Origin of the sequence: Pinibacter soli, assembly GCF_029961145.1 — a bacterium.
Classification (GTDB): Bacteria; Bacteroidota; Bacteroidia; order Chitinophagales; family Chitinophagaceae; genus Pinibacter; species Pinibacter soli.
In genome coordinates this window covers 612,255-628,372 of sequence record NZ_JASBRG010000007.1, presented here as the reverse complement: position 1 = coordinate 628,372, position 16,118 = coordinate 612,255, and the positions used below count along the sequence as shown (strand labels likewise).

The following is a 16,118-nucleotide window of genomic DNA, read 5'->3' as shown; positions in this document are numbered from 1 at the left end:
AAAATACAACTTGCCATGGAACAACAATATGAATTGTACACTTCAGAAGATCGCGAAGTTTGGAAACAGCTTTACACACGCCAGCACCCACAAATCGTTCAGTATGCTTCTCAAGCGGTTATTGATGGTATGGAACAATGCGGCTTCAGGGCAGACGAAATTCCCGACTTTAGAAAAGTAAATGAAAATTTATCGCACATTACCGGCTGGGAGATCTATGCTGTACCGGGTTTGATCGACAATAAACTTTTCTTCGAAAACCTGGCGCTTAAAAAATTCCCGTGTGCTACCTGGTTGCGTACCATGCAACAACTCGATTATCTTGAAGAACCAGATATGTTCCATGATGTATTCGGTCACGTGCCTTTATTGACCAATCATGAGTTTACAGGCTTCTTGAGCAATCTTGCAGTAATTGCTTTGAAAAATATTGATGACGAAGATTTCATCGAAAGAATGAGCCGCTTGTACTGGTACACAGTCGAGTTTGGTTTAATCAAACAAAACGGTGTGCTTAAAGCGTACGGTGCCGGAATATTGTCATCTATCGGTGAAACAAAATATTCGCTATTCTCTGATCAGCCTAAACGTGTGCCTTATGACCTGCATACAATCTTAGATACACCTTATATCAAAGACAAATACCAGGAAGTGTATTACGTGATCAACTCTTATGAGGAGTTGTTTGCGAGTATTGAGAATTATAGTGAGAGCTATGTTTGAGTAATGAGTAATGAGTAATGAGTGATGAGTGATGAGTGATGAGTGATGAGTGATGAGTTTCGCAACATACTCATCACTCATCGCTCTAATCCGCCTCTATCTCCGAAACAAACGTCCACGACTTATTTCCCGCGCCTTGTTTGCCTTCTTCGATGGTGCCGTAATTTTTTACTAATACCCGTATATAACGGCAATTAGTATTCGCAAAATTAACGGTGATGTTGCCCATGTTATAACTTTCGTAAACAACGTTTGCAGATTGTCCTGCATCGGTGAAGTTTTTTCCATCGCTGCTCACCTGTACCTGTACATATTTGGGAGCATAGATCCAGCTCGCGGGTTGATACAATATGTGAACATTCACTTTCGAAATGTTTTCTGTTTTTCCTAAATCTATAGTTGCGTCACAATCGCCACCAAACCAGCCGAGCCATTCAGGCGAGTTGATGTCTCGTTGTGCCTTCACGCCGTTCACCAATCCGGAAGCTCCGCCATTACCACTGTATTTTGGGTCAGGTATTTTGGTGATGGTAACTTTTTTGCCAGTGGCTTTATTGAAAGAAAAAGTTTGACGCACCTCTTTGCCAAGCGTGCCATCAGCGTTTTTTACTACGGCGACCATAGTGGCATTATTCGTTACCACAATAGGAGATTCGTACACAGTCGCTTTTTCAACAGTTGTCTTGTCTGCGTTGTACACCAATAATTTTCCCGCTGTGTTATTGGTGAATACTTTCCATGAAACGCCATTTCCTCCGGGACCCGGCGTAACAGATGTCTGTATGTCGTAGTAAGCTGTGCTGAAGGTTGTTTTTTGAAAAGACAGTTTCTTAAAAACATCAGGAAGTTTTTGCTCGAATTTTTTCCAATCTCTTTTCGATGCAGGGCTCCATAGTACTTCACTTAGTGCTGCATAACGCGGGAACTCCTGGTACTCAACTTTTGAAGGATAGCCGATGTATTCTGTCCACAAATTTGCCTGTGCACCCAATACATGTTTTTGTTGTGATGCATCTAAAACAGCTGGGATAGGTTCGTAACTGTACACTTTTTCCAACGGAATAAAACCGCCGATGGTTACTGAGTCTTCAGTTTTGGTTTGTGCGTAATCAAAGTAAACATATGTGTTCGGCGTCATGATCACATCATGATTTTGCTTCGCTGCATTGATGCCGCCCTCTTCTCCGCGCCAGCTCATTACGGTTGCGTTTGGTGCGATGCCGCCTTCCAGAATTTCATCCCAGCCAATGATCTTTTTGCCTTTGCTGTTGATGTATTTTTCCATGCGTTGTACAAAATAGCTTTGTAAAGCATGCTCGTCTGCTAAATGTTGGTCCTTGATTCTTTGTTGACATTTCGGACATTTTTTCCAGCTTGTTTTCGGGCATTCATCGCCACCAACATGCACGTATGCCGCGGGGAACAAGGGAATGACTTCATCCAACACATCCTGCAGGAATGTAAAAACGCTATCGTTTCCCGCACAAAAAACATCATCGAAAACGCCCCATGTCTGCTGCACTTTGTAAGGACCGCCGGTGCAGCCAAGATTTGGATACGCTGTTAGCGCTGCAGATGCGTGACCCGGCATTTCTATTTCAGGAATGATGGTGATGTAGCGGTCAGCAGCATATTTCACTACTTCTTTGATTTGTTCTTGTGTATAGAATCCTCCATAATGAATGCTGTCATTTCCGGTGCCGGGATAACGGCCAATGATGGTGCCATCGCGCCATGCACCCACTGATGTGAGTTTTGGATATTTCTTTATTTCTACGCGCCAACCCTGATCATCTGTTAAGTGCCAGTGAAAAGTATTGATCTTGTACATAGCGAGATAATCGATGTACTGTTTTACAAAATCAACATCGAAGAAGTGACGGCAAACATCGAGCATTGCTCCGCGATAAGCAAAGCGCGGATGATCGTTGATATCAACAGCCGGAACTTTCAAAGACTTTGATGCGACCGGCGGAAGCAATTGTATTAATGTTTGTATGCCATAAAAAGTGCCTTGTGCATTATCGCCGGCGATGTAGACATTCTTGCTGTTTACATTCATGACATACGCTCCTGGAACAGGATATTCCATTTTCTCATAGTTCAGCACAATGCTGTTTTTAGCAGTGTTGTTGCCGCTTGCAACCTTCAGTTGAAAGCCATAGTATTTCTGCAGATAGGCGTTGAAAAATGAAGCTGCATTCTCTAAACCCGTTCCTTGCATAACGATGGTTGTGGAAGGAGTGATTGTAAAGTCCGCCTTGGAAGCCTTGATTTCCGCGGGTTCCGGAATGATGCTTTGTGCATGTAACTGTAATAAACTGATTGTCAGGATTGCCGAAGCGAGAATGTTTTTCATCATGTTGGTTTTGCGATATCCGCACAATTTAAGATGTTTTGAAAGCCAGCAGGTAATTTGAAGGCCTTTATTTTTTTGCTGCCTTTGCGTAAGTGTTTAGTTTATGCATTTCAAGAATGGTTTTTTTCCCGTCATTACTTTCGCGATACATTGGAACAAATTTTACGTCAAATTTGACTTCGTCATAGGTGTAAGAAGTACGTTGCAGAACGTTTGTAGAATAAATATCGTTGAATGCTTTCACGTGCACATAGATCTCAAAATCTGCAGTCTTAAGATCATCTAAAGTAAAACCGTAAATAGGACTTTGGTCGTTGATGGGATGCACCACGGTAAAATTCATCGGCAAAGAATCTGCCTGTTTCCGTTCCAATGGAAGGTCGAAGAATTTGTAGACGTTTTCGCCATTCTCATTCGACAGCAAGGCGAGGCTAACTCTTACTTCCACATTTGTAAGTGTATGACCGTCTTTGTAACACGCGAAGCGAAACATTAAACCTGTAATATCCTGATAGGGAGCGATCACAGCATTATCGCTAAATGAAAGAAAGGCCCTGGGTTTGGCGAAACGGCCAAAGAATAAACCGGTAGCTATGGCAAATGAAAGAAAACCTGTCATTGCCTCAAAAGCCGCAACGATATTGGTTCCGTCGCTGATAGGATTTACGCGGCCATAACCAACAGTGGTAAATGTTTCGGTACTAAAGAAAAAAATCTCTTTTATCCTTGACCATTTATCTGCGCTTAAATATCCCTGCAAGCCATTGATGCCGATCGCCACATATATCAGAGTGTAAGCCAGGTTGATTGTGATGAAAAATGCAACGAGCACAATTGCAAATTTCCAGCCGGGCATATTAATGAGTAAGTGATAAACATTAAAGCGTTTGAAAAAAGGTACTCCTTCTCTCTGCAGGTTGAAACTACCATCTTTGTTAATAAAACGACCGCCATAGTTACTGGCATTTGTTCCGAAACCAGTATCGTTATTGGTTTTGGAAAAAGGATTGAGTTTATGTAAGGCCATAGTAAGCGTTGTTATAATTGCAATGTAATATTAGCGAAAAGGCGCGAAATGAAAATCGGTAGACGATTGCATCTTTTATAAGAATTGTTCCGGTTTTGAAATGTCCTTATATTGCTTCGAGCCTTGAAATCAATTACACCATGATCAGGAAAATTGCAGTTGCCTGTCTGTTTGTTTTAATAAATTGTTTTGCTTTTTCGCAAGCAAAACCCAAGCCTTTGCAAATAGAACACCTTGCGGGAAACGTGTATGTTTATACCACGTATAGCCTGTTAGGTGATACGTGGTTTCCCGCAAACGCGATGTATGTAGTTACTTCGAAAGGGGTGGTGATGATTGATACGCCCTGGGACACAACTCAGTTTCAACCATTGCTGGAAAGCATTCAAACGAGGCATCACAAAAAAGTGGTACTGTGTATATCAACACATTTTCATGATGACCGTACCATTGGTGTTGATTTTTTGAAAACAAAAGGTGTCAAGACATTTTGTTCCAGAACGACATATGATTCATGCAAAACGAGGGGAGGGCGACAACCGCAATTTTATTTCACAAAAGATACAACGTTTAATGTAGGCGAATACGCCATTCAAACTTACTACGCCGGTGCAGGTCATACAAACGATAACATTGTGATTTGGTTTCCGAAAGAAAAAGTATTGTATGGTGGATGTCTGATCAAAAGCACCGATGCTATTGATCTCGGAAACCTCAAAGACGCCAATGTAAAAGCATGGCCGGCAACAATGCAAAATCTTAAACGAAAATTTCCTGATCCGCAATTTGTAATTCCCGGGCATCAGGGCTGGAGAGATAAACGGTCAATTGATCATACTATCGAGTTGATAAAGGAATATGAAGCGGGAAAGAAAAACTAGTCTGTTTTATTTCGGATGTTGTATAGATCTGACAGGTTTTAAAACCTGTCAGGTCTTGATCATCGATTAAAATAGAGTATTCGCTGCATCTGTTGTTGAAAAAACTAGGCCGGATTTGGTACAACCTTTTTATTGGCGACAACCTTCGAACTTGCCTCGATATCCATTTTACTAAAGTCTTTCTTTTTGTAGGTGTACAAAGCCTTGATAACTCTTGATGGTTTTTTCCATTCAAACAAATGAATGAGCCAAAGCGTGAAGCGTAAAATACCTTTTGCGCTTACGAGTCCTTCTGCAAGTTTTGTAATGGTTTTGTCGCGGTCCGTTATACAACTGTTGAACACCGCGCCCTGTTTGGAATAAAGATCTTCCGCAAAGCACCATGCACCATCGCGAGCATTGGCAATGCTGAATTGTATGATGATGGCGTTATAGTTGGTTGCATGTAGTCCCATCAATGAAAGCAGTGGAGATACGCGTGTTATTTCATTCATTACCTCGTAGGTTAGTGATGCAATGATGCTATTGATAGCAGCGAAATCTTTTTGGATGTTTGGCAAAGGCCCTCCATTTAAAGCTTGCACTGCTGCAACGCCAAGATCAAGATTGATGTGTGCGTTAATGCCGAGTAACAAATGTTGCAATACCAGTGCTCGGCGCTTGCCGACTGTAGTAAAAGCAATGTCCCAGGAGCCCGTTGGTTTAATATTGTTTTTCCACTGTTCATATGCAGCGAGATAACGATTTGCAAACATTACGTCGAGCTGTTCCATTCTTGCGCCATCTTCAAATTCTCCATTTTTGATGCCGAGTTTCACCTGATAGGTTACTTTGTGATACAGGGCTGCGAAGTAGCCTGCTCGGTTGTTGGTGGTAATAGATTCTTCGATGACTGCTTCAAGGGTTGTTAAGACTTCATCAATGGTGTTTGCTTGCATATGGCGCTGAGTTTGGGTTGTTATTCTGTTGAACAAAAGTTGTGCAATAAAGTTCAATGCTCATCATTGTTGATCAGTTCAAGAGTGCGACGCAAGGATGTTCAATAGTGTTCAAATGCTTGTCTCCAAAAAAAAGATAATTTTATAAACAAAGCAAGAATCGGGTTTTCGGGCGTCAATTCCGCTTGTAATTTTGAGCCATTAAACAAAAAAGTATGGAATTGCAAGAGCAGATTAATTTCAACAGAATTGCGGATGCAATCAACTTCTATAAAGATAATTTCAAACAGCAACCTTCACTTGAGGATGCAGCGGCACATGTGCATTTGAGCCCTTTTCATTTTCAAAAGATGTTCAAAGAATGGGCAGGCATTACTCCAAAGCAGTTTTTACAATATTTAAGTATTGAGTATGCGAAGGATATTTTGAAAGAGACAAAATCGTCTTTGATTGATACAGCCTACGATACCGGACTTTCAGGAACAGGCAGATTGCATGATCTTTTTATTAAAATAGAAGGGATGACGCCGGGCGAATTTAAAAACGGCGGGAGGGAACTTACAATCAATTATAGTTTTGCAGAGACGCCTTTTGGTGAGATGATCGTCGCATCTACACCAAAAGGTATTTGCCACATGGCTTTTGCGGATGATGGACAAGGCGCGGCGTTCAATGAATTGCAAAATAGTTTTCCCAATGCACAGTTTTCCCAATTGGTAGACGCCAATCAGCAACAGGCGCTTTTTATCTTTACACAAGACTGGAGCAAATTGTCGCAAATAAAATTGCACCTGAAAGGCACCGCATTTCAATTGAAAGTATGGGACGCTTTGATTAAAGTACCAGCTGGAGAATTGAAAACATATTCAGGCATTGCAGAGTTGATCGACGCACCAACAGCGTCACGGGCTGTAGGCTCGGCGATTGGCAGCAACCCGGTGGCATTTCTGATTCCCTGCCATCGCGTAATCAGAATGAACGGGGAAACAGGCGAATATCATTGGGGAAGTGCGAGAAAGAGTGCGATGATTGGATGGGAAGCAGCGAGGAGGCGAATTAGAAATTAGAAATTAGTAATGCTTTCTGTGCTGCTGATTAAAGGTGATTGTAGCATGCATTTTCTGCAAGTTTGCACTCGTTCTATTTGCTACACCTGTTAATTATTCTTTATTAACTATAATTAGAACTGCTTTGATAAAACATAGCGATGTCAATGATTCTGATCTTCGCAAAATGATAAGAGCGAATGAAATTAATTTCGGTGGAAATGTGAAGCTGAAAATTTATGGAAAGCTTGATTGCAAGAGTGGAAAGCGGATGAAGAAAGCGAATAGATTTTTTTTCCAGTCAGTGGAAGAGTCAATTGACCATGGCTTCAGGCCCTGTGCGCAATGCATGTATGATGACTATAAAAAATGGAAAGCTGAAAAACTATGACAACCTTGTTTGACAATGATACCGTAGAAAATCTTCTGCCTTATGATGGTGAAGTAGTTTACTATGGAAGAATCATTCCGTTACCTGAAGCAAACAATTATTTGCATACGCTTTTAAAGGAAATTCAATGGAAGAATGACGAGACGGTGATTTTTGGCAGGCACATAATTACAAAACGAAAAGCAGCATGGTACGGCGATTCCAGTTATTCATACACATATTCCGGCACAACAAAACAAGCTTTGCCATGGACAAAAGAATTACTTGCATTAAAAACTATCGCTGAGAATTTGACTGGCACCAAATATAATTCCTGTCTGCTCAATTTATATCACAATGGCAACGAGGGCATGGCCTGGCACAGCGATGATGAAAGCTCGCTTGGCGTAAATACGAGTATTGCTTCTTTTAGTTTTGGTGCAGAGAGGAAATTTTCATTCAAACACAAACGCACCGGCGAATCGCATTCCATATTGCTTGAAAACGGTAGCCTGCTTTTAATGAAAGGCGCCACGCAAACCAATTGGCTGCACAGTTTGCCAAAATCTAAAAAGATTGTTTCGCCGAGAGTGAATCTGACTTTTCGGACAATTGTTGATCAGTGATTGCGATGTACGATAGTGTTTAGGATGAATCATTCTAGCGAATTTCGCAAATCGTACTTCTTACATCGTACATGCCACATCTCCATGTTCATCCCTATATTTGTGCCATGACCCACGACATCAGTTCCTATGCATCAAAATACGTTACTGCTACAAAGGAGGAAATGACACTCTTCAATTCTTTATTGCAGCCTAAAATTGTTCCCAAAAAAACGTTGCTTTTACAAGAGGGTGAGATTTGCCGCTTCGAGGCGTACATTGAAAAGGGATGTGCGAGAACATACTACATTAATGAAAATGGAGCAGAGGTTACACTTCAGTTCGCAACGGAAGAATGGTGGGTGAGCGACATCGCAAGTTTTCACGACCAAAAGCCGAGTCGCATGTTTATAGAGACATTGGAAGATTGTGAACTGCTAATATTGACTCCCGATAGTAAAGAAAAACTGCTTAGAGCAGCTCCATGTTTTGAAAGGATGTTTCGGATTATGGTGCAGCGCAATTTATCACGTTTGCAGGAGCGGCTTTTTCAGACCATTGCAAAAACAGCGGTAGAAAAATACCTTGATTTTATTGAACGTTATCCGACCATTCCCCAGCGGGTGGCTCAGCATTATATTGCATCTTACCTTGGTTTTTCACCTGAGTTTTTGAGTAAGGTGAGGACTAAGCTGTCTAGGAAATAACTGCCAGTGTATGATGTGCTGCGGTCTTTTGGGTAAGCCCCGAATCTTTACCACTAAGGCACTGAGGACACTAAGTTTCACTAAGGGAAGTTAAATTATTTGAATAGTCGTCATCTATAAGGTATTTCTTAGTGAAGCTTAGTGTCCTGAGTGCCTTAGTGGTAAATCTTGATGCTGCGCAGAAACGAATTCCTTTTTCTTTGTTTCCTTAAATTTAACCTTCCTCCATTTCTTGTTCTGGTTCAATGTTTGTAACTTATTCGTGCAGCAACTTTGTAGCGCTGTAAAGTGTTCTTTATAGTGTAACCAAAATAACAATCATGAAAGAAATAAGCATTTTATACATCTGCCGCAACGCTGATATTGTTGATACTATGGTGAGGGTTATTAATAAAACCGAAAACTGGAAGGGTGTTGGTGTGCAGACAGACGACCAGGCGATGGAGATATTCAGCGAGAATAATTTCGACATCATTTTGCTCGGCTCAGGAATAGAGGAGGCCAGCGAAAAAAGACTACGCTCGTATTTTACTTCCCGCTGCGAGGATGTAATTGTTATTCAGCACTATGGCGGAGGAAGCGGCTTGCTACAAACGGAAATTCTGCAGGCACTCAGCCAAAAAGAATAGTTCTTTATTTCTTGTCCTAGTTCAATGGAAATCTTTCATCGCTGTTAGAACTTTGTGTTATCAAAAAAGGAAACTATATGACAAACAGAATTTTAGGACTACATCATATAACAGCTATCGCTGGAGATGCAAAACGTAATTTTGATTTTTATACCAAAGTATTGGGTCTACGTTTTATCAAGAAAACAGTAAATTTCGACGACCCACAAACATATCACTTCTATTTCGGTGACTACGAAGGAACTCCCGGCACCATCCTTACATTCTTCCCTTGGGGAAGTGCAGTGAGACAAGGTCGCAGAGGTGCAGGAATGGCAACAGAGATCGGTTATTCTGTGCCAAAAGGAAGCCTAGAATGGTGGAAACAACGTTTTGAAGAAAAGAACGTTATTTATAACAATATCGCAGAAAAATTCGGTGCGCGTTATCTTACTTTCCTCGATCCGGATGGCTTGAAACTTGAGTTGATAGAAACTGATGACACTGATAGCCGCAAGCCATTCGAAACAGATGAAGTAAAAGCGAATGTTGCGACAAAAGGTTTTTATAATGTTACATTAACATTGAATGACGCTAAACCAACAGCGTCAATATTGACGAATGTGTTTGACTACAAACTGATAGCGCAAGAAGGTAATCGCTACCGTTATGCTACTGATGCAATAGCTACAGCAAACATAATAGATATCGTGGAACTGCCGAATGAAAACCATGGCTTGGGCGCCAATGGTACAGTACACCACATCGCTTTCCGTGTAAAAGATGATGCTACGCAAATGGAATTGCGTGAGAAGATAGAAGCGCTTGGCTTACACATAACACCGCAAATAGACCGTAACTATTTCCATTCATTATACTTCAGAGAGCCTGGTGGTGTGTTGTTTGAAATAGCCACAGATAATCCTGGTTTCACAGTAGATGAGCCGGTAGAAGAATTGGGTAAAAACCTCAAACTGCCTGTTCAGTACGAACCTCAGAGAAAGAAAATAGAAGCGCATTTAGTGCCGTTGAATTAATAATTGAATAACTGAATGACTGAATAAACTGAGTGGTTGAAAGTCGAAGAGACTTTTCGAATATGAACATTCAATTATTCAATTATTCAGTTATTTAAAAAAAAGGAAACAATCATGAACTATAGCGAACTTAAATATATATACCAACCCGCCGAAACGAAAACACAAAACACTCTGTTACTTTTACATGGCACCGGAGGAGATGAGAATGATCTTTTGCCGATAGCTAAATATTTCGGAGACAATTTTAATATTCTCAGTTTGCGTGGGAATGTTTCGGAAGGAGGAATGCCAAGGTTTTTCAAACGTCTGGGAATGGGCATTTTTGATGAGAAAGATCTTGCGTTCAGAACAGATGAAATGGTGCATTTTATTAAGGACTTGGCCGTGAAGGAAAATTTTGATGCTGGTAAAATCATCGCACTTGGCTATTCGAATGGAGCGAATATTGCAGGCTCCACGCTTTTACAATATCCCGATTTTTTAGCGGGTGCAATATTGTACAGACCCATGCAGCCGTTTAAAGAAATTTCTGCCACAGTAGTTAATACAAAGAAAACGCCTGTCTTCATGAGCAATGGTGCCAGTGATCCAACCATTGATCCAGCAGCAACAGTACGTTATGTTGATGTATTGAAAAAAGCTGGCTTTGATGTGGCAGACTACAACTTACAGACAAGTCATGGCTTAACGCAACAAGATATACAGCTGTCAGTGGAGTGGTTTAAGAAGCACATTGGATAAGACGATTTGCACACAGATGACGCTGATTTAGCAGATTTGAGCTGATTTTTTGTTTGCTGGGTAATAGCATTCAGGAGTTGCTTTTTCTAACCGCAAAGGGCAAAGAAGTTGGCAGCAAAATAGATAGCAGGCGGTAAAGGGAGCGAAGGTTGTAAGATATCTTTGTTCCCTTTCTTTTTATGACGCAGCTATTTAAAAGTATGTTCGAAGTTGTAAAATACCTTCGTTGTCTTTGTGTCCACTTCGCGTTCTTTGCGGTTAAAAATCAGCGTAAATCTGCTAAATCAGCGTCATCTGCGTGCTCTCTTATTGTGGGATGGCGCTCATCACTGTCGGTGATTGCTCGTAATCCTCCTCAACGGGTTTGTCACTTATGAAACGGAAGCATTCTTGAGGTGTGGTGGCCCAGGCCTTTGTTTCTTCCAGTTTGTCATCAATCAATTTTCTCCATTTTGTAAACGCATCCGGCGATTTGCCGTTAAAAATTTCTTTTGCGTAATCGTCGTTCATTTTTGCCTGCTGGGCCTTCATATCTCTTACAACAGTAGCGTACATGCTAAAAACAATTCCATAACCGGGAACAGTTTCCTGGTATGATTTTAATTGTTGCCTTCCCCACCTTGCCCAGACTTCTGCAATGTCAAAATATATTTGTTGTTTGGCAATTTGCGTGGCATCGCTTGTAAGGGCAAAAGACCCAGTGATATCAAAAGCGGGAGCGATGTAGGCTTTCTCCAGTTTCCTGCCTCTGTCTTTCTTTTTCTTTGGTACATCCAAAATGCTCCAGATGACAATATGGGCAAAGGCTTTTATATTGGAACTGCCATGAGGTTCTTTGTATTTGTCGGTGCTGTCTCCTTTAAAATCAGAAAGAGAGAGCACGGTTCCGGGTTGCCAGAAAATATGCGCACTGTCCCGCGTGACGAAATTGCTTTGGGCGTGGACAGAGGTTGCAAGAGTAAGCAAAAATAATAACGGCAGTCTGGTCATGTCAATGGGTGTTCAATACTAAATATAAGGATTTCAGGTATTTCATGCAAAGGTTTCACGCAAAGGCGCCAAGGGAAAACAAAGGACGCAAAGGATTTTTGATATTCGGCTCAGCAACGTCTATAAAAAAAGTTTCAGGCACAATTGAGAAGCTTTGGATTACAAGAGTGCTCTTCAGAATTCGTCATATCCTTTGCGTCCTTTGTTTTCCCTTTGCACCTTTGCGTGAAATAAAAAGACCCGCCAGCAGAAAGCCGACGGGTCGTGAAGTATGTTGAGTGTCTTTGATTAACTGCCTTTCTTTTTGAAGAGACCATTGATTACACTTTTGCCGGCGTTTTCAATTCTCTTTTTGTTGTCTTCTACTGTATTTGGAGTGGCTGTTGTGGTGTCTTTTTGACCAAACAACTTATCAGTGATTTCTTTCTTCGCATCGTTGATCACCTGGTTCTTGATCGCTTTTGCAGAATCTTTGATGGCAATTTTCGCGCTATCAGCTGCTGCTTTAGCGAAGTCGGTTGCTTGTTTTTTCATCTCGTCGGCAAGACTGTTTGATCCGCTTGCCATGTCCGTTTTGATGGTTGGGTTTGTTATAGTGCCGCCCATGTGTACTGTCAGCGGAATAATGTCACCTACGTTAACAGGAACGCCTTTTTTCGCTGCTTCTGCGGACAGGTTGTTGATCAGGTTATTGGCTGCGCTTCCCATCATGCTGCGCGGTACTTTCATATTGATCGCATAGTCGATCGTTTGATCAAGGCCGTGTGTACCACCCACTTCCATGTCGATATTGCTTACATTAAACTTGAACGGTTTTACCAATACTTTACCGCCGGCGAAATCAAAATAAGCTTTTACGTCTTTTAGCGAAAGGTTTTGCAGAGCGCTTACATTTAGTGTAGAAGCCAGTTTGTCTACAGGCGCAAATTTGCTCAATACACCTTGCAATAATAACAGATTGCCATTTCCTGTAAGACTTCCAAGATTTGGCATCATGTCTTGTCCCAACGTTCCATTCATGGTCAGCTTAGACTGCATTTTACCGGAAATGAATTTGCCGACAGGCATAATTTTCTGTACCGTATTGAAAGCGTAAAATGTTTTTTGAATATCGAGATTGTTTACGTCGTATGTAAGACTGATCGCTGGATTCTTTTTACTTGCTTTTGTAGAATAGCTTCCGTCAATTGCGATAGAGCCATCCAATGCTTGTGTGCTTACATTTTTCAATGTTACAGTTTGATCTTTAATGATCACCGTTCCGGCAACATTGTTGTAGTCGACTTTGTCATATTTTACCTGATCGGCTTTTGCATTTAATACAAATGAAATGTTCGCAGGTACAACAAAGGGTTCTGATGAAGCGGCAGCTGCAGCAGTGTCTGTCGCCGGCGTTGTGCCCATCCATTTGTTGAGATCAATTTTGTCAGCAGCTACATTTAATGTTCCCGCCAAAGGTTCGTCTTTCAACGAATAACCAATCAGGTTGTCAAACGTGCCGTTTGCATTGAAATTTGTTTTCTGGAAATTTCCTGCAAGGTTATTAACCGTTATGTTTTTAGGATTGAAAGTAAGTTGAGATGTTTTCAGTTCAACGCCATCAGGGTAATCTTTTGATTTGTACACGATGTTATTCGCTGCCAGTGTTCCCGCCATTTGAATAGCGTCATACTGCGATTTATCGATGTATGATTTTTTCCCTTTAAAACTCACATTGGCATTCAAATTTCCCACCAGAGAAGTGCCCGGTTCAAATTTGTAGAACTGTGCAACGTTTGCCAGATTGAATGCAATTTTTGCAGTGCCATCAAAATCAGGATCGGTAGCGGGATTTTTCAATGACAAAGTAAGATCGCCATAATCTTTGCCCACTTCCACGTGTGCCGCAGGAATTTGTATTGTTGTGTGATCCGGTACGCCATCAGGATTGTCAATGATTATCTTCGCACTGGTATTTTGGATCGGTTGTGGAAAATCTTTTGATGCATAGTACAATTTGTTTACATCAATAAATCCTTTTGCACTGAATTCGCCTGGTTTCTGTTGCATGATCACAGAGAGATTTCCTTTTCCTGCAACATCTGCATCCACCACACCTGCAAGTTTTGTAGAGCCATCCAGCTTTACGAATTGTGTAACCTGTGAAAGATCAAGTCTTCCTTTTGCTGCCGCATCGATATAGCGATCCGTCATTGGTTTCTTCAATAACAAACGGAAATCAAACGGCATATTGTCCATTTCAATATGACCTCTGGAAAGATCAACCACCGTGTTGTCTGTAACACCATCAGGGTTGTCTATTTTTACTGCAAGGTTAATGTTCTTAACTGGTTTTGGAAGGTCAGGGTATTGGAAGAAACCATCCTTTACCTCAAGGTTAAGATTGTATGCAGGAATTTGTTTAGGGCTATAAGTCCCTTTTACAAAACCGTTGAAAAGTGCACTACCGCTGGTTTTTATTTTATTAAAATCAGTTTGATAAATAGAAGGAATTAAAGAAAGAATTGACTTGAAGTCAGTAGAAGGCGCATTGAATTTAACATCCATTCCATACGTGCTGTCATTCACCAATTGAAAGAAACCTTCTGAGCTGATCTTAAGATCATTCAACGCGATCTTGTCTGTTTTAAAAGTGTATTTACTGTTTTTATTATCCACCTGTATATCCAGATCGATAGAAGTTTTTGTTCTGTTTAAATATGGAACGCCGCCGTAGCTAAAGTTTACTTCGTCTGCGTCAGTTTTTGTTGCGAGTGTAAAAAGGTCAGACGTGAAGTCGCCGCTACCTTCGTGATTAAGATTTGTGATCTCTGCGCTCATATTTCCCTGCTCATCTTTGTAGCTGATGTAACCGTTGTTGATGGAGTATTTGTTCAGCTTCATTTTAAAAGATGAAGGGGAGGTGCTGGTGTCTACTTTGGCCGTATCAGGCTTAGTAATATCCCAGTTAGCCTTGCCATCTTTATTCACAATGGCGTGGATGCGCGGTTCATCAATGGTAACGGAGTAAATGTTCATTTCGTCGCCCTTGATAACGCTCATGATGTTTAGCGCCAGATCGATTCTTTTCGCAGCAATCAGTGTGTCTTTTTCGAAACTTTCAACGCCGGTAATGCTGAGGTTGTCAAGCGCCACTGCTACGCGAGGGAAATGCCGGAAGAACGAAATGTCTACATCGGAAAATTCTGTTTTCGCATTGAGTGTTTTGTTGATCTCGGTCTTTGCTATTTTAAGGATCTTACTCTTAAAAATAAACGGAGCCGCAAAGGCAACCACTATCAATACCAGCAAAATGATCCCAACGATTTTTAGCGTTTTCTTTAGCATGGATATCCGGGTTTTCTAGTTTTTATTTAATTGAATTTTAAGTAGTCGCAAAAATAAGGCACTAACGTTGCAAGTAAATGCTAATATGGAAAACAATATATCATAAACGGACATTATTTTGTTTCAGTATTTTGTAAATTGACCTATCATGAAAAAAGTAACTATCCTTATCTTGATGCTTTGCATTTTTGATGCCATTTTTGCTCAAAAAATCAAAAAAATACGAATCACACAGTTGGCGGACTATATTCAGCAGTCGAAAGGGCCGCTAATCGTGAGTTTCTGGGCCACTTTCTGTACTCCATGCTGTAAGGAAATACCATACTTTCAAACCCAGACTGCAAAGGATACCGTAGAATTACTACTGGTGAGCCTCGATTTGCCAGATTACTATCCCGCGAAGATTGACAATTTCGCCACTAAACAAAAGTTCACGGCACCTATCGCCTGGCTTAACGAAACCAATGCCGATCTGTTTTGCCCGCTTATCGAAAAAAAATGGAGCGGTGCTATACCCGCCAGTTTGTTTGTAAATAACGCAACCGGCTATCGCAAATTTGTCGAAGGGCAGGTTGCAGAAGGAAAGCTGAAACTGGTGATCGCGGAGATGAAAAAGAAGAAGGTGATTAAGAATTAGGAATTAATGTCGTTTCCTTAAGAGCACCTCTTTTGAATGAGATTGCTTCGCCCGGTTCTTGTTTGTTTATTTTACTTGTTATAATTCAACCATTCATTCCCCGCTCGGGCTCGCAATGA

At 41.1% G+C, this 16,118-nt stretch carries 15 protein-coding genes; 10 read left to right on the top strand and 5 right to left on the bottom strand.

Translation table 11 applies throughout. The features are described 5' to 3' along the window. Nucleotides 1-15: 15 nt before the first annotated feature. On the top strand, nt 16-723 hold the full coding sequence (locus QJ048_RS13525; protein WP_282334904.1) for a phenylalanine 4-monooxygenase: 708 nt from the start codon (nt 16-18) through the stop codon (nt 721-723). Nucleotides 724-808: 85 nt separating this feature from the next. Here the strand turns inward: QJ048_RS13525 and QJ048_RS13520 are convergent, their stop codons facing one another. Beyond that, complete coding sequence (locus tag QJ048_RS13520) at nt 809-3,082, bottom strand: glycoside hydrolase family 20 protein (RefSeq protein ID WP_282334903.1); 2,274 nt, start codon at nt 3,080-3,082, stop codon at nt 809-811. A gap of 67 nt (nt 3,083-3,149) precedes the next feature. Continuing rightward, nucleotides 3,150-4,109 carry an ion channel gene (locus QJ048_RS13515; protein WP_282334902.1) on the bottom strand — a complete coding sequence of 320 codons (960 nt, stop codon included), beginning with the start codon at nt 4,107-4,109 and terminating at the stop codon, nt 3,150-3,152. A 140-nt stretch (nt 4,110-4,249) separates the two neighbouring features. Here QJ048_RS13515 and bla point away from each other — a divergent pair, with 140 nt between their 5' ends. Then, nucleotides 4,250-4,990: a BlaB/IND/MUS family subclass B1 metallo-beta-lactamase gene (gene bla, locus QJ048_RS13510; protein WP_282334901.1), complete on the top strand. Its 741-nt coding sequence runs from the start codon at nt 4,250-4,252 to the stop codon at nt 4,988-4,990. A 104-nt stretch (nt 4,991-5,094) separates the two neighbouring features. On the opposite strand, the gene QJ048_RS13505 is transcribed toward bla, so the two are convergent. Continuing rightward, nucleotides 5,095-5,928 (bottom strand): DUF5995 family protein, encoded by an 834-nt coding sequence (locus QJ048_RS13505; protein ID WP_282334900.1) that lies wholly within the window; start codon nt 5,926-5,928, stop codon nt 5,095-5,097. Nucleotides 5,929-6,143: 215 nt separating this feature from the next. Between QJ048_RS13505 and QJ048_RS13500 the strand changes: the two genes are divergently transcribed. From QJ048_RS13500 to QJ048_RS13470, 7 genes are all read left to right on the top strand, one after another. Continuing rightward, entirely contained in the window at nt 6,144-6,995 is an 852-nt protein-coding gene (locus QJ048_RS13500; protein ID WP_282334899.1) for a methylated-DNA--[protein]-cysteine S-methyltransferase, read from the top strand. 166 nt (nt 6,996-7,161) lie between these two features. Continuing rightward, nucleotides 7,162-7,365, top strand: a complete 204-nt coding sequence (locus QJ048_RS13495) for an Ada metal-binding domain-containing protein (protein ID WP_282336700.1) — start codon at nt 7,162-7,164, stop codon at nt 7,363-7,365. Next, nucleotides 7,362-7,970, top strand: coding sequence for an alpha-ketoglutarate-dependent dioxygenase AlkB family protein (locus tag QJ048_RS13490; RefSeq protein WP_282334898.1), 609 nt, complete (start codon nt 7,362-7,364; stop codon nt 7,968-7,970). The genes QJ048_RS13495 and QJ048_RS13490 overlap by 4 nt, the downstream gene beginning before the upstream one ends. Before the next feature lie 107 nt (nt 7,971-8,077). Beyond that, a complete protein-coding gene (locus tag QJ048_RS13485; protein ID WP_282334897.1) occupies nt 8,078-8,656 on the top strand; it encodes a Crp/Fnr family transcriptional regulator in 579 nt (192 codons plus the stop codon). 320 nt (nt 8,657-8,976) lie between these two features. Next, nucleotides 8,977-9,285, top strand: a complete 309-nt coding sequence (locus QJ048_RS13480) for a hypothetical protein (RefSeq protein WP_282334896.1) — start codon at nt 8,977-8,979, stop codon at nt 9,283-9,285. A gap of 77 nt (nt 9,286-9,362) precedes the next feature. Then, nucleotides 9,363-10,301, top strand: coding sequence for a ring-cleaving dioxygenase (locus QJ048_RS13475; protein ID WP_282334895.1), 939 nt, complete (start codon nt 9,363-9,365; stop codon nt 10,299-10,301). 114 nt (nt 10,302-10,415) lie between these two features. Continuing rightward, a complete protein-coding gene (locus tag QJ048_RS13470; protein WP_282334894.1) occupies nt 10,416-11,045 on the top strand; it encodes an alpha/beta hydrolase in 630 nt (209 codons plus the stop codon). A gap of 306 nt (nt 11,046-11,351) precedes the next feature. On the opposite strand, the gene QJ048_RS13465 is transcribed toward QJ048_RS13470, so the two are convergent. Both QJ048_RS13465 and QJ048_RS13460 read right to left on the bottom strand, forming a co-directional pair. Beyond that, nucleotides 11,352-12,035, bottom strand: a complete 684-nt coding sequence (locus QJ048_RS13465) for a hypothetical protein (RefSeq protein ID WP_282334893.1) — start codon at nt 12,033-12,035, stop codon at nt 11,352-11,354. Nucleotides 12,036-12,323: 288 nt separating this feature from the next. Next, nucleotides 12,324-15,362 (bottom strand): AsmA-like C-terminal region-containing protein, encoded by a 3,039-nt coding sequence (locus QJ048_RS13460; protein WP_282334892.1) that lies wholly within the window; start codon nt 15,360-15,362, stop codon nt 12,324-12,326. Nucleotides 15,363-15,510: 148 nt separating this feature from the next. Between QJ048_RS13460 and QJ048_RS13455 the strand changes: the two genes are divergently transcribed. Further along, nucleotides 15,511-15,999, top strand: coding sequence for a redoxin domain-containing protein (locus QJ048_RS13455; RefSeq protein ID WP_282334891.1), 489 nt, complete (start codon nt 15,511-15,513; stop codon nt 15,997-15,999). Nucleotides 16,000-16,118 lie beyond the last annotated feature (119 nt).